The sequence below is a fragment of the Pannonibacter sp. Q-1 genome, assembly GCF_054073275.1.
On the sequence record NZ_JBSXNB010000004.1, the window covers coordinates 158,701 to 172,685 of the forward strand.

At 63.8% G+C, this 13,985-nt stretch carries 14 protein-coding genes; 5 read left to right on the forward strand and 9 right to left on the reverse strand.

All coding sequences use genetic code 11. From position 1 onward, the window contains the following. Positions 1-58: 58 nt before the first annotated feature. Positions 59-622: a cysteine hydrolase family protein gene (locus ACVNHC_RS12265; RefSeq protein ID WP_457167437.1), complete on the reverse strand. Its 564-nt coding sequence runs from the start codon at positions 620-622 to the stop codon at positions 59-61. 133 nt (positions 623-755) lie between these two features. Between ACVNHC_RS12265 and ACVNHC_RS12270 the strand changes: the two genes are divergently transcribed. Then, positions 756-1,178 (forward strand): Lrp/AsnC family transcriptional regulator, encoded by a 423-nt coding sequence (locus tag ACVNHC_RS12270; protein ID WP_457167438.1) that lies wholly within the window; start codon positions 756-758, stop codon positions 1,176-1,178. A gap of 23 nt (positions 1,179-1,201) precedes the next feature. On the opposite strand, the gene ACVNHC_RS12275 is transcribed toward ACVNHC_RS12270, so the two are convergent. The 6 genes from ACVNHC_RS12275 to ACVNHC_RS12300 all read right to left on the reverse strand — a co-directional run bounded on the left by ACVNHC_RS12275 (position 1,202) and on the right by ACVNHC_RS12300 (position 9,069). Next, positions 1,202-3,136 (reverse strand): alpha/beta hydrolase domain-containing protein, encoded by a 1,935-nt coding sequence (locus ACVNHC_RS12275; protein WP_457167439.1) that lies wholly within the window; start codon positions 3,134-3,136, stop codon positions 1,202-1,204. Positions 3,137-3,230: 94 nt separating this feature from the next. Continuing rightward, positions 3,231-4,742 carry a malonate--CoA ligase gene (locus ACVNHC_RS12280; RefSeq protein ID WP_457167440.1) on the reverse strand — a complete coding sequence of 504 codons (1,512 nt, stop codon included), beginning with the start codon at positions 4,740-4,742 and terminating at the stop codon, positions 3,231-3,233. Next, entirely contained in the window at positions 4,739-6,160 is a 1,422-nt protein-coding gene (locus ACVNHC_RS12285) for a malonyl-CoA decarboxylase (RefSeq protein WP_457167441.1), read from the reverse strand. Before ACVNHC_RS12285 ends, ACVNHC_RS12280 begins: the two co-directional genes overlap by 4 nt. Then, positions 6,160-7,473 (reverse strand): TRAP transporter large permease, encoded by a 1,314-nt coding sequence (locus ACVNHC_RS12290; RefSeq protein WP_457167442.1) that lies wholly within the window; start codon positions 7,471-7,473, stop codon positions 6,160-6,162. The genes ACVNHC_RS12285 and ACVNHC_RS12290 overlap by 1 nt, the downstream gene beginning before the upstream one ends. Then, positions 7,473-8,003, reverse strand: coding sequence for a TRAP transporter small permease subunit (locus ACVNHC_RS12295; RefSeq protein WP_094461824.1), 531 nt, complete (start codon positions 8,001-8,003; stop codon positions 7,473-7,475). Before ACVNHC_RS12295 ends, ACVNHC_RS12290 begins: the two co-directional genes overlap by 1 nt. Positions 8,004-8,082: 79 nt before the next feature. Beyond that, positions 8,083-9,069 (reverse strand): TRAP transporter substrate-binding protein, encoded by a 987-nt coding sequence (locus tag ACVNHC_RS12300; RefSeq protein ID WP_457167700.1) that lies wholly within the window; start codon positions 9,067-9,069, stop codon positions 8,083-8,085. Positions 9,070-9,208: 139 nt separating this feature from the next. On the opposite strand from ACVNHC_RS12300, the gene ACVNHC_RS12305 reads away from it, so the two are divergent. Beyond that, a complete protein-coding gene (locus ACVNHC_RS12305; protein WP_457167443.1) occupies positions 9,209-9,883 on the forward strand; it encodes a GntR family transcriptional regulator in 675 nt (224 codons plus the stop codon). Between the two features lie 18 nt (positions 9,884-9,901). Here the strand turns inward: ACVNHC_RS12305 and ACVNHC_RS12310 are convergent, their stop codons facing one another. After that, on the reverse strand, positions 9,902-10,810 hold the full coding sequence (locus tag ACVNHC_RS12310) for a LysR family transcriptional regulator (RefSeq protein WP_457167444.1): 909 nt from the start codon (positions 10,808-10,810) through the stop codon (positions 9,902-9,904). A gap of 226 nt (positions 10,811-11,036) precedes the next feature. Here ACVNHC_RS12310 and ACVNHC_RS12315 point away from each other — a divergent pair, with 226 nt between their 5' ends. From ACVNHC_RS12315 to ACVNHC_RS12325, 3 genes are read left to right on the forward strand one after another with little or no spacing between them, the layout of a single operon-like run. Next, a complete protein-coding gene (locus tag ACVNHC_RS12315; RefSeq protein ID WP_457167445.1) occupies positions 11,037-11,381 on the forward strand; it encodes a Dabb family protein in 345 nt (114 codons plus the stop codon). Continuing rightward, entirely contained in the window at positions 11,381-12,445 is a 1,065-nt protein-coding gene (locus ACVNHC_RS12320; protein WP_457167446.1) for a maleylacetate reductase, read from the forward strand. The genes ACVNHC_RS12315 and ACVNHC_RS12320 overlap by 1 nt, the downstream gene beginning before the upstream one ends. Before the next feature lie 17 nt (positions 12,446-12,462). Then, positions 12,463-13,302 (forward strand): intradiol ring-cleavage dioxygenase, encoded by an 840-nt coding sequence (locus tag ACVNHC_RS12325; RefSeq protein ID WP_457167447.1) that lies wholly within the window; start codon positions 12,463-12,465, stop codon positions 13,300-13,302. Positions 13,303-13,391: 89 nt separating this feature from the next. On the opposite strand, the gene ACVNHC_RS12330 is transcribed toward ACVNHC_RS12325, so the two are convergent. After that, the gene (locus ACVNHC_RS12330; RefSeq protein WP_457167448.1) at positions 13,392-13,958 is read right to left on the reverse strand and encodes a nuclear transport factor 2 family protein; all 567 of its coding nucleotides are present in this window, start codon (positions 13,956-13,958) and stop codon (positions 13,392-13,394) included. Positions 13,959-13,985: the final 27 nt, after the last annotated feature.

The following is a 13,985-nucleotide window of genomic DNA, read 5'->3' on the forward strand; positions in this document are numbered from 1 at the left end:
AGAAGCAATGGGTGGGCTATCGGCTTCCGGTCCGCAATTGGAAGATCGCGCCCCCGGTTCAGCTGGCAGAGGCAAGAAGCTCCGCTGTCCTGACGAGCTTGCAGAACTCAAAGCCAAGCGTGGCTCTGTGCACCTCGTGAACGGTGCGCGCGGGAATGACCGTCCCGCCCTCTCCCGGCAAATCGAAACAGTCACAGGCATCTTCGACCAGCGTCATGCGCCACCCGAAATTCGCTCCCGTGCGGATCGTCGTGGAAACGCACATGTCCGTGGAAATGCCGAAGACCACCACATCCTCAGCCCCAAGGCGGCGCAGGCGCAGATCCAGATCCGTGCCGATGAAGGCCGAATTGACGCTCTTCACCACCAGCTGCTCGCCGTTCTGCGGCTCAAAGCCGGGGCGGAAGCGGTTGCCGGGCTGCCCGGACCGGAGCGTCGAGCCGGGCTCGGCAGAATCATGCCGCACGTGGATGATAGGCAGGCCCAGCTTGCGCCACAGACCCAGCAGCGCCAGCCCGTTGCGGTCGATATCCGCGTTCCAGCGCGGCGGCCAGGGCGCCCCGTCGAAGGCGGCCTGCATGTCGACCGGCAGCAGCACGGTCTTTTCGTTGAGTGGCAGCATGGGTCTCGATCTCCGTCAGGAACCTCAGAAGTGATGCCGCTTCTATCGCCCGCAGCGCTGCCGGTTGCACCCCGGCAAGACGCCGGATATGACCGGCATTGTGCCGGTCTGGGCGTGGAGGATGGTTAAGGCCATGGATGAGAAGGATCAGCTGCTTCTGACCGCGCTCCGCCGCGATGCCCGCCGCCCGCTCGTGGCGCTGGCAAGGGACATCGGCCTGTCGCGCAGTGCCACGCAGGACCGGCTGAACCGGCTGCTGCGCAGCGGCGCCATCAGTGGCTTCACAACGGTGGAACCGGCCGGGAGCACGGGCAAGGTGGCGGCCCATTTCCTCGTCACCCATGCGCCGGGCGGCAGCTGCGCCAAGCTGATGCCGCATCTGGAAAAGATCCCGGGCATCCGCAGGATCCATGCTCTGGCCGGTCCCATCGACCTCGTCATCTTCGCCGAGGCTGCGGATATGGCCGGCATCGAAGCCATCCGCGCCGCCATCGACGCCCTGCCCCTCGTCTCAGGCCTCACCACCCACATGGTTCTGGAACGGCATATGGGGTAGGTGCGAAGAGTGCCGGGCACGGCTCAAGGCAATGCTGCGGCGTCTTCCTTGGCTCTTTCGACCACCAGCCCCATGTCGGCCTCCAGCATGTAGCCGGAATTGATCAGGTCCTTCGCGGCCCCTTCGACAGCCGCCAGATAGGCCTGTTTGGTCTCGTAGCGCTGAGCGAAAGGTTTGCGGCCATCTTCGGCCAGAATGCTGCGGGGCAAGGGAATGTAGGATCCGGCAAGGCCGCAGAGTGCGCCCTCCGCATAGCCCTTGCGCCGCAGGTTCCAGCCGAGATAGCTGGCGGCAGGTGCCGCGACTGCCGGGAGGCGGATACCGCCTGTTTCCAGCCCGTCCTGATCCACCGCCGGGACAAAGGCCGGATAGGCCGCGCCATGCAGGGGGGGGACAGCCGTGTGGTTTTCCACCCGGACCACATTATAGGGCGGCTTCAGATGCACCCCGCCGATCAGCGGCATGGTGAACCCGTCATGGGGCACAAGCGTGCCGTCAGCGAGGCTCGGGAACCGGCTTTCCGGCGGCAGCCCGCTGCCCTCGACCCATTTTGCCATGGCATCATAGAGGGCCCGCATCACCGGCGCGGGGCTCAAGGGATTGAAGGCAAACAGGCAGCTGGCGTTTTCCGTCGGCCGTGCCGTCCAGGTGTTGAGATGCGGCACGCTGGCAAGGCCGTAGAGCCGGACATTCTCCGGCATGGTCAGGGGCGCGCCATCGGGGCCTAGGGTAATCAGCGCCGAACGCGCCTGCCAGAACTCCGTAGAACTGTCCGAATGCATCAGCTTGGGGCAGGTTTTGCTGGCCTCGCAGCGCGCCAGCACCGAATCGGAGCGGTTCGTCAGCGGGTCCGTGCTCATGGCATAGCTGAAGGGGAACTGGTCGCCCGGATAATCATGCTCCTCGTGCTGACGGGAGTAGCGGCCCGGCTGCGAGAAGGGATAGTTCAGGAAGAGCTTGCGCGATCCGGCGACATGCACCATCGCCCCATCAAAGACCTTGCGGCCGAGGCCATCGGCGTTGAAGCCGTGGTAGAGGAAGTCCCGCAGGAAGCGGCCCGACTGGGAAATGCCCATGACGACCGTGTGGCGGATGTTTTTCAAGGGCGGGATCGCCTCATGCCCCGGCAACCCGCGCAGGAAGGAATTGAGGTCGCTGACGGCGGCAAAACCAAGCCCCGCCGGGACCGGATTTTTCGCGGTATAAACCACCTCATGGATGGCGCCCGCATCATGGTCCTTGCTGCGGGTGATGGTGATCTGGCTCTCGTTGTCGATCACAAAGGGCAGCGGCACGGCCGGCGCATCGGGCCCGGCCTGCACCGTCACCCTTATGGCGGACGGATCAAGGCTTGCCATGGGAAACTTCAGCGCCAGCGTGCTGCTGTCTTCCAGCCGGTCAAAGACCACCTGCTCGCGCGCCAGCCCGGTCTTGCCTTCCAGCACCGGCAGATTGAGGCGGAACAGATCTGCCGCTACATCGGCCTGCCAGCCGGACCACACAATGGTGTCGCCGCGCAGCATCTGAAAGCCATCGCCTGCATCCGCCGCCTTGTCCGGAACGGAGGCGCCCGGTGCAAGGTTCAGCAGGATGGGGCTGATGCTGCGGCCCCGGTTGGCGATTTCATAGAACAGCAGCCCGGAGGCACGGGCAGGATCGGCAGGTTTCAGGATGGTGACATTGGCGGAAAACTCCACGTCACCTTCCGCATTCACCGGCGCATCATCGACACCCACAATCGCATCAAGGCGCGGCTCGTCCGGATCGACGGCGAATTCGGCAATGGCATCGATGCGCTCATAGGCACCCACTGCGCCAAAGGTCCGGCCCTCGAAGACGGGGCGCTGGGAGACAATGGTGAAACCCGTCACACGGGCCTGCGCCTGATCTGCTGCGAAAGGAAATGCGAAACACGCTGCCATGGCGGCAGCAAGAAGCGAATGACTGGTCCGGCCCATCTACGTCCATCCATTGACACCGGGCAGCAATACCACGCCAGCCCCGGCCTCAGGCAAATCATCTTGAGGCCGGGGACAATCTCACGTCTTTGTGTCAGGACTGATAAAGCCCGGCATAGGTGTCGCGCAGCACGTTCTTCTGCACCTTGCCCATGGTGTTGCGCGGCAATTCATCCACAAAAATCACCCGCTTGGGCTGCTTGTAACGCGCCAGCCGGTCCTGCAGCTTTGCCAGAACATCGGTTTCCGCCAGATTCGCGCCTTTCTGGCGCACGACGATGGCGGTGACGCCTTCACCGAAATCCGGATGGGCCACGCCGATGACGGCGCTTTCCACCACGCCGGCCAGCTGGTCGATCTCGGTCTCGACTTCCTTGGGATAGATATTATAGCCACCGGAAATCACGAGGTCCTTGCCGCGCCCGACGATGTGGACATAGCCGCGTTCATCGATCTTGCCGAGGTCACCGGTAATGAAGAAGCCGTCGTCGCGGAACTCGGCCCTGGTCTTCTCCGGCATGCGCCAGTAGCCCTGGAACACATTCGGCCCCTTCACCTCGATCATGCCGGTCTCGCCATCCGCAACAGACGCACCCGTCTCCGGATCGGTGACACGCAGCGACACGCCCGGCAGCGGGAAACCAACCGTTCCGGCCACACGCTCGCCCTCATAGGGGTTCGACGTGTTCATGTTCGTCTCGGTCATGCCGTAGCGCTCAAGGATGCGATGGCCGGTGGCCTCTTCGAACTGGCGGTGCGTATCGGCCAGAAGCGGCGCCGAACCGGAGATGAACAGCCGCATGCGCGCCGTTGCCTCCTTGGTTAGCCCCTCGCTCTGCAACAGGCGGACATAGAAGGTCGGCACGCCCATCAGCACGCTGGCCGACTGCATCAGCCGCAGCACCGCCTCCGGATCGAACTTGCTGAGGAAATACATGGAAGCGCCGGACAGCATGATCACGTTGGAGGCAACGAAGAGGCCATGAGTGTGGAAGATCGGCAGCGCATGGATCAGCCGGTCACCGCTGGTGAAGCGCCAGTATTCGCGCAAAGTCGCGGCATTGGACAAAAGGTTGTCGTGGGAGAGCATCGCCCCCTTCGACCGGCCGGTGGTGCCGGAGGTGTAGAGAATGGCCGCCAGATCATCCGGGCCGCGCTGGACATCGGCAAAGTCCGCAGGTTTGCCGGTGACCTTGTCCATCAGGCTGCCGCCGCCTGTGTCGTCCAGCGTCTCGACACGGGCGCCATATTTCGCCGCCACCGGCTCAAGCCCTTCTCTCGCCTTCGGAGCGCAGACGACGAGGCGCGGCTCGGCATCGGAAATGAAATAGTCCAGCTCGGCCAGCGTATAGGCGGTGTTCAGCGGCAGATAGACCGCCCCTGCCCGCACGCAGGCAAGATAGAGCATCAGCGCTTCGGCGCTCTTTTCCACCTGTACCGCCACCCGGTCCCCCGGCTCGACGCCCAGTTCGATCAGCACGCCCGCAAGCTTCCCCGACTGGTCCATCATGTCCTGATAGGTCCAGGACCGGCCGTCGAGGGTTTCGATGAAAGGTGCAGCCGGAGTGGCGGCGGCCCGGATTGCATCGAAAAGGTGATTGCTCATGCGGTGAACTCCTTGGTGGATTTTGTCTTTGTGCCGTCCTCGGACGGGCTGGAGGCAACGGGAACGAGCTGGCGGGGCTGCCGGTCCGGCGGCAATTGCTTGCGGACCTGAGAGGAGGCCGCCACTTCACCGCGGACGGCGAAGGCCTCGTGATTGGTTTCGATGTCGTCGAGCTTGTAGAGATAATTGACCATCAGCCCATGCGACTGTTCGAGCGCACGGGGCGAAAGATCGCCGAGGAAATTCAACCGCTCCAGCCGGGCACCATTGCCCAGATGGAACCGGGCGACCGGATCGACCACCTTGCCCTGCGGCGTGCGGGCCTTGAGGAAATACCAGGCGGCAGCCCCCATCAACACGGGCCGGATGCGCCCGGAAAGCTCCTCATCCAGATGCCAGCCTTCCGTATCAAGCCCCTGCAGCACCTCCCGGTCCTGCGCGCTCAGCACATCGGAGACCTCCGCCCGGCGCTCGCGTGAAAGCCAGGCGGCAAAGCCGGGGACCGGCGACAGGGTGACGAAGGTTTCCAGTTTCGGCAGCTCCCGCCGCAGATCCTCCACCACCTGCTTGATGAGGAAGTTGCCGAAGGAAATACCGCGCAGGCCGTCCTGACAGTTGGAGATGGAATAAAACACCGCCGTCGTCGCCTCTCCGGCGCCAATGGGCTCACGCTCTTCGCGCAGCACCTCGGCAATCGTGTCCGACGTTGCGGTCGTCAGCGCCACTTCCACGAAAATCAGCGGATCATCGGCAAGCCGGGGATGAAAGAAGGCAAAGCAGCGGCGGTCCTCGGGCGCCAGCCGCAGGCGCAGCTCCTCCCAGCCGCCGATGTGATGAACCGCTTCATAACGGATGATCTTTTCCAGAATGTTGGCGGGCGTCGACCAGCTGATCGAGCGCAGGGTGAGAAAACCCCGGTTGAACCAGGAGGCAAAGAGATGGGCAAAATCCTGATCGACCGTCTCCAGCGCCCTGTCGGAGGCCTTCATCTTCAAAAGCGCCTCACGCATGCGCACCAGCGTGGCGATGGCATCGGGCGCCAGATTGAGCCGGCGGATCAGTTCCTGCCGGCGCGGCTCGCTGGCCGTATGCAGAGCAGCCAGCGACACCGGTGACGGGTCTTCCTGATAGGCCTTGATGGCCTTTTCCAGCCGTCCGGTGTTGGGGCCGAAGCGGTCCAGCAGCAGCCGGGCGAAGCCGGTCTTCCCGGCCTCGTCCAGCTGGTCCCAGCGGGTCAGCACATCCTTGGCCAGTGCCATGCCGGAGGCCTCGCCCTGACTGGACAGCAGCGTGTCGCAGCGCTGCTCTAGGATGGCGAGCGGATCGTCATCTCCGGTCTGGGGCGAGATGGACAGGAGGCGGCGCCCCCGTTCCGTGATGGCCTGCAGCATTTCACTGAAGAAGGATGTGGTGTTCATCAGACCGCTCCGAGCATTTGGTTGGGTAACCAGGTTGCGATCCCCGGGAAGAGGCACAGGATGAAGATCGCAAGGAACATCACCAGCACATAGGGCAGCGCCCCCCACAGGATATCCTTCGTCGGGATCTTCGGCGCAATGGCGTTGATGACGAAGAGATTGAGCCCGATGGGCGGCGTGATCAGCCCCACTTCCATGTTGATCGTCAGCACGATTGCGAACCAGTAGGGATCAAAGCCCGCCTGGGTGACGATGGGGAATAGCATCGGCGCCGTCATCACGATCACCGCCACCGGCGGCAGGAACATGCCGCAGACGAGCAGGAAGACGTTGATGACCAGCATCAGCACCCAGGGGTTCAGATCCATCCCGGCAATGGCCGTTGCCACCGTCTGGGTGATGAACAGCGACGACAGGGCGAAGGCGAAAAGTTCTGCCGCCGCCATAATCATCATGATCATCACGCTCTCGCGCATGGCCGAGCCGAAGATCTGCGACACGGGCTTGAAGCGGAACAGCCGGTAGGCAATCACCACGACCACAAGCGTCAGAAACGCCCCTGCCCCTGCCGCTTCGGACGGCGTTGCCACACCGCCGTAGAGCACATAGAGCGTCCCCGCGATGATCAGCAGGAACGGCAGGATGCGCGGCAGCTGCTCCACCTTCTGCTTCAACGTAAAGCTGATGCCCCGGCCGCTGAGGTCATAGCCCTTGCGGCGGCAGTCGACCAGCGCCCAGATCATGAACATGGCCGTGAGCATGATACCCGGAAACACCCCGGCCATGAACAGGCGGCCGATGGAGGTTTCCGTGGCGATGCCATAGACGATGAGCGTCACCGAAGGCGGGATCAGGATGCCGAGCGTGCCGCCCGCCGCGATGGAGCCCGCCGCCACGGAGTTGGGGTAACCCCGGTTCTGCATCTCCGGAATGCCCATCTTGCCGATGGCCGCACAGGTGGCGGGCGATGAGCCGGTCATGCCGGAAAAGATGGCGCAGGCACCGATGTTGGACAGAACCAGCCCGCCCGGCACCCGGTTGAGCCAGCGGTCCAGCGCCGTGTAGAGATCCGAGCCCGCAGGCGAGGAGGCCACCGCCGCGCCCATGAGCACGAACATGGGGATCGACACATAGGCCAGGTTGGCGATGCCGGCGAACATGGTTTCGCCGAGCACATAGACAATGCCGGGACCGATCTGCAGGAACAGGGCGGCGACGGCGGCGAGGCCGAGGGCAAAGGCGATCGGCATGCCCGTGCCCAGAAGCACGAAGAGCGCACCGATGAGCAGAAGACCGGAAGCCATGGGGCTCATCAGCGTCCCTCCCCGGCAAGCGCCGCATGGCCTGTGTCCGTGGGGGCGGAACCGGTCAGGAGCAGCAGGATCTGCGCCACATATTGCAGGCACAGCATGGCAAAGCTGAGCGGCAGCGCCGACAGGGGGATCCACAGCGGCGGCGCCCACATGCTGGCATGCTTCCAGTTGCCGGCCCAGGCTTCGTGGAACTGGATCCAGACCGCCCAGAGCATGATGGCGCAGAAGGTGAGCCCCAGCAGGCTGCCGAGGATCTTGAGGCCGTGGCGGGTGCGTGACCCCACCATCATCTCCACCACGTCAACGCCCACATGCCCCCCCTTCATCAGCACATAGGGCGCGCCGAGGAACATGGCCGCTGTCGCGGAGAAAACCACAAAGTCCGTCTGCCAGATCGTTGGATATGTAAAGACGTAGCGCATCAGGATCATCTGGCAGACGACCAGCATCGCCGCGATGATGAGCAGTGTGGCAATCACGGCCAAAGCCCGCGAAAGATGCCCGACTGCCCGGATATAGGCCCCGATCATTTCAAACCTCTCAGTTTGACCGTCCACATGCGGCCCGGACCTGTCCGTCCGGCAGGTCCGGGCCGTGTGAGGGCCGGTATCACTCGACCGCAAGGGCCTTTTCGATCAGGGCGCCGCCGTTCGGCACCTTGGCTGCAAAGTTCTTGTAGGCAGACTCCTGAGCCACCGCGAGCCAGGCGTCATAATCCTCCTTCGACATTTCAACGACCTCGACCCCGGCCTTCTTGTAGGTGTCGATCATCAGCTGATCGCCCTTGCGCACCTCGGCGTCGAAATAGGCTTCGGCTTTCTTGCCAGCCTCCAGAACGGCGGCCTGCTGCTCCGGCGTCAGGCGCTCGAACACCTGCTTGGAAAAGAGCACCGGCTCATACATGAACCACAGCGCATTCTCGCCCGGCGCCGTCAGGCACTTGGCCTGTTCGAACAGGCGGTAGGACACGAAGCTGGCCGACGAGGTGTTCGCCGCATCCAGAACACCAGTCTGCATGCCGGTGTAGATTTCCGATGACGGCATGGAGGCAATCGAGGCACCGGCTGCGGCCAGCATCTCCTCAAATGCGGGACCTGCGGCGCGGATCACCTGCCCCTTCATCGTATCGGGCGAGGTGATGCAGCCCTTCTTGGAGGCAAAGGCACCCGACAGCCACGCATCGGCAATGACGATGGCGCCGTTATCCTCGATGATCTTCTTGATATCCTGCATGAATTCGGACTGATTGAGCCGGTTGGCACGGTCGAAATTGCCGACAAGCCCCGGCATCAGCGTGACCGAAAACTCCGGATGGCGGCCGGAGGCATAGTCGAGCGGAAAGGATGTCATTTCCAGCAGGCCGCGGGTCAGCGCGTTCCACTGCTCATTCGGCTTGAACAGCGAGGAGCCGGGGAAGACCTGCACGGTCAGCCCCACATTCGCCGCCTCGACTTCACGCGCAATGACCTGCACCATTTCGTCGCGGATATCACCCTTGCCGCAGGGAAACTGATGCGAGGCCTTGAGCACGGTCTGGGCGCTGGCAGACCCTGCCGCCGCTGCCATGCCTGCAAGGAGCACACCTGTCTTCAACATGCGAGTGAGTTTCTTCATCGTTCTTCCTCCCAGAAATCCGGCCTCCCTGCCGGATGAGAGCGAATGATGCGTTTGCCTTGCACGCGATGTCAATAATCTTGTATACAAGAAATTTCACGGCGTACGCGAGGGCGGAGCGATGTCAGAGAACACATTCCAGAAGCTTCGGGACGAGATCGAGAACGGCATCGTCACGGGGGAATTCGAGCCGGGCCAGCGGCTGGACGAGACGCAGCTTGCGGCGCGCTACGGCGTGTCACGCACGCCGATCCGCGAAGCCCTGATGCAGCTGAGCGCCATCGGCCTCGTCGAGATCCGCCCCCGGCGCGGTGCGGTGATCGTGGATCCGGGCCCGCACTATGTGCTGGAAATGTTTGACGTGATGGCGGAGCTCGAAGGCATGGCCGGAGCGCTGGCCGCCCGCCGCCACACGGCCGGGGACAGAACCGCGCTGGAAGCCGCACACGCCGCCTGCGAGGCCGCCGCCGCACGCGATGACACCGACGCCTATTATTATGAGAACGAGCAATTCCACCACGCGATCTACGCCGCCAGCCAGAGCGCCTTCCTGAAGGAGCAATGCATCGCCCTGCACCGGCGCCTCAGACCCTACCGCCGCCTGCAGCTCAGGGTGCGTAACCGCATGAAAGTCTCCCTGCAGGAACATGCCGGCATCGTTGCGGCAATCCTTGACGGCAACGAGGACAGCGCCCGCTGCCTGCTGCGCGACCACATCGCCGTGCAGGGGGACCGGTTCTCGGACCTTGTGGCCAACATGGAACGCCTGCGCAGCCGCACGGCAGGACAGGGATAAGCCCCGCCCGGTGCCTGCCTACCACAGCGCCTCGAAATTGTTGCGCCGGAAATACTCGACCAGCGCATCGATGAAGAGCCGGGTGCGGGCGGGCATGTGGGCGCGGGAGGGAAAGGCCAGGTTCATGCTGAGGCGCGGCAGATGCCAGCCTTCCAGAACCTTGACGAGGCGGCCCGACTGAAGATCGTCATGCAGCACATAGGACGGCTGCACGACAATGCCGAGCCCGTCCCTTGCGGCCTGGCGCAGCAGCAGCCCGTCATTGCACACCATGGTGCCGCTGACCGGGATCCGCATGCTTTCGTTGCCGCGGGTGAAGGTCAGGTTCTCCCAGTCATCGGCAAGGCTGTAGAGCAGCAGGTCGTGGTCCGCCAGATCATGCGGATGGACAGGCTCGCCCCGTGCGGCAATGTAGTCCGGCGAGGCAGCGAGGGTGCGCTGGGTCTCCGCCAGCTTGCGGATGGTGATCGAGCTGTCCGCCTCGCCCCGCCGGGTGCGGATGGCAAGGTCGAGACCGTTCTCGATCATGTCGTAATAGCGGTTGGAAGCCTGCAGCTCGATGTTGACCAGCGGATAGCGCGCGCGGAATTCGCGGATCACCGGCATCAGATGCAGTTTGGCAAAGGCAAGCGAGGCACCGACACGGATGGTGCCGCGCGGTTCGGCCGACACCGCACTGACGCTGCTTTCCGCCTCGTTGAGGCTGGAGAGGATTTCCCGGGCGCTCGCCGCAAACCGCTCCCCCTCCCCGGTCAGGAACAGCTGGCGCGTCGTCCGCTGCACCAGCCTCACGCCCAGCCGGTTTTCCAGGCTGGTCAGATGCCGGCTGACGCCGGAGACAGACAGGCCAAGTGCATCGGCCGCCCGCGTCAGGCTGCCTGCATCGGCGATCTGGGTGAATACCTCAAGCTCTGCCAACCGGTCCATTCTTGCCCCTCCTGCAAGATTGTTACAGTATTATTACCGTATAAACACATATCTTGCAATTGTTCTGTCGCATGCCCGGCGGGCGCGTTCATTTTTGCGCGCCGGGCAAGAAACATTCCCAGATTACGGGATTTATCACCTAATCAGCCAATGCAACTCTGATGCCACGTGAACAGGGCCGCCGCAAAGAGAAGCAGCCCGCACCAATCCAGAGGGAGCGCCCGCAATGGACGCGAGCACTAGAAGCACCGCAGCGGTGCGGCATATCGTGATGTGGAATGTGGCCGGAGAGACACCGGAAGACCGGGATCAGGCCAAGGCACAAATCAAGACGGCCTTTGAAAGCCTGCGCGGGCTGATCCCCGGAATGACCTGTCTGGAGATCGGCATAGATGTGAGCCGCATCGATTACGCCTGCGACCTGGTGCTGTTCAGCGAATTTGAAAGCGCCGAAGCGCTCAAGGCTTATGCAGTTCATCCCGCCCATCTGCGCATTCGTGATGCACTGGAAGGCCTGCGGATCACGCGCCATCAGGTAGATTATCCAGTGAACGGGGAGAGGGACCGGTGATGGCAGGCTTTACCTACACGGCCCATCCGGCGCGGGTCATCTTCGCCGATACCGCTCTTGATCAGCTGGACGCGGAGGCCGAGCGGCTGGGGGCACGGCGGGTACTGGTCATCACCACCCCGCGCCAGACCGGGCTGATGGACACCATCACGGCGGCACTCGGAGACAGGGTCTGTGGCACCTTTGCAGGCGCAGCGATGCACACGCCCGTCGATATCAGCGATCTGGCCGCCGACACCGCCCGCACCCGCAAGGCCGATCTGGTGGTGGCCGCAGGCGGCGGCTCCGCCATCGGCCTGTCCAAGGCGGTGGCACTGCGCACCGGCCTGCCGCAACTCGTCATCCCCACCACCTACTCCGGCTCGGAGATGACGCCTATTCTCGGCGAAACCCGCAACGGCCAGAAGCAGACGCAGGTTTCGGCCAAGGTGCTGCCGCAGACCGTGCTCTATGACGTCAGCCTCAGCCTTGCCCTGCCGGTCCATGTCAGCATGACCAGCGGCATGAATGCCATCGCCCATGCGGTGGAAGCGCTTTATGCCCGGGACCGCAATCCGGTCATCGGCCTGCTGGCGCTCGAGGCCATCGGCGCCATGGCCGCAGCACTGCCCACCATCCACCGCACCCCTGATGATGGCGAAGCACGGCGCAGGGCGCTTTACGGCGCGTGGCTCTGCGGCCTGTGCCTTGGCTCCGTCGGGATGGCGCTGCATCACAAGCTCTGCCACACGCTGGGCGGCAGTTTCGCCCTGCCCCATGCCGAGACGCATACGGTGCTTCTGCCCCATGCGCTGGCCTATAATGCCCCGGCCATTCCGGAGGTGATGGATCAGCTGGCCGGCGTTCTGGGCAGCGATCCGGCCCGCCGCCTGCAGGACCTTGCCCGCGCCACGGGCGCACCGGTCAGCCTGGCTGAGATCGGTATGCCGGAAAGCGGCCTTGAGCGGGCAGCAGACATCGCCCTTTCCAATCCCTACTGGAATCCGCGGCCGCTGGAGCGGCAGGCCATTCTGGCCCTGCTCCGGCGCGCCCATGACGGGTCCCTGCCCCGGATGGACAACTGACAGCGAAGGAGACCGCCATGATCGACTACTTCACAGAAGACCGGTCTGCCGAGCAGGTGAACGGCCGCATTGGACCTGCCACCAGCCCGCGCCTTGCCCATGTCATGACCTCACTCGTCAATCACCTGCATGCCTTCATCAAGGACGTGGAACTGACCGAAGAAGAATGGGCCGCAGCCATCAGCTTCCTCACGCGCAGCGGCCAGATCTGCTCGGACACGCGGCAGGAGTTCATCCTGCTGTCGGACATTCTGGGCGTGTCGATGCTGGTGGACGCCATCAACCACCGCCAGCCGGAAGGCGCAACGGAGACGACCGTCTTCGGCCCCTTCCATGTGGACGGGGCGCCGGAGCGGCAGATGGGCGACAGCATCAGCCTCGACGGCAAGGGCGAAACCTGCCTCTTCGAGGGCCGGGTGCTGGATCTGGATGGAAATCCCGTCGAAGGCGCGCTGATTGACGTGTGGTCGGACAATGAAGACGGCTTCTACGACGTGCAGCAGCCCGGAGTGCAGCCGCCCTTCAACAACCGCGGCATCTTCCGCACGGGCGCAGACGGGCGCTATGCCTTCCGCGGCATCCGGCCCGTCTCCTATCCGATCCCCCATGACGGCCCGGCCGGTCAGCTGCTCGATGCCCTTGGCCGCCACCCCTGGCGGCCCGCCCACATGCATTTCATGGTCACCGCACCGGGCTACCGGCGGGTGATCACCCATCTTTTCGTTTCAGGTGATCCCTATCTGGAAAGCGATGCCGTGTTCGGCGTCAAGGCCTCGCTCATCACGCCTTTCGAACGGGTCGACCGGGACAGCGAGACATGGCACGCAACCTATGACTTCGTGCTGCAGGCGGAGTGAGGCGGGGAAGAGCATCCCCCAAAAAGCTGAAGCCCCGGCGGTGACCGGGGCTTCAACTCGTACTGCAGGTGCCGGAAGGAGCAGCCCGCTCAGGGCCGCATCAGCACGGACTTTGACGGATAGTCCGAGGCCCAGGTGGACGGAAGCGGGGCAACGAAGACGTTTTCCGTGCGGGTGCGGGTGATCTTCCAGACCCCGTCCGGCTCCTTGCGGAAGGTGTTGTTGAGGCGCGAGGAGCGCAGGAGCGCCTTGCCGTCGGAGAACAGCCACGGCTGCATGTGCACCCACTGCCCGTCTGCCGTTGTCCCACCCTCATGCACGTGGATCTGCTCCGAGGTGAGATAGTGGCAGTTGAGGATCAGCGCCGGATCGGTCTTGCCGCCCCAGAACCCCTCGAAATGCTTGCGGATGGCCCCCGCCCCGACAGCGCGGCCGAACTGGTTGTCGTAATATTCGCCAACGCCTTCCCACACCGCATCTTCCGTGTAGAGCGCCATGATCAGGTCGATGCGCTCCGCATCGCTGGTCACGCCGAACTCCGGCATGGGTGTGTCGCACAGGAACATGTAACGGGCCTGAAGGCGCCGGATATCGGCTTCCGCTTCCAGCACCTCGATCCGCCGCACCAGTGCGTCCAGCCTTGTGGTCTCAGTCATGACTTCCCCTCTTTTCGTTGCAGATGA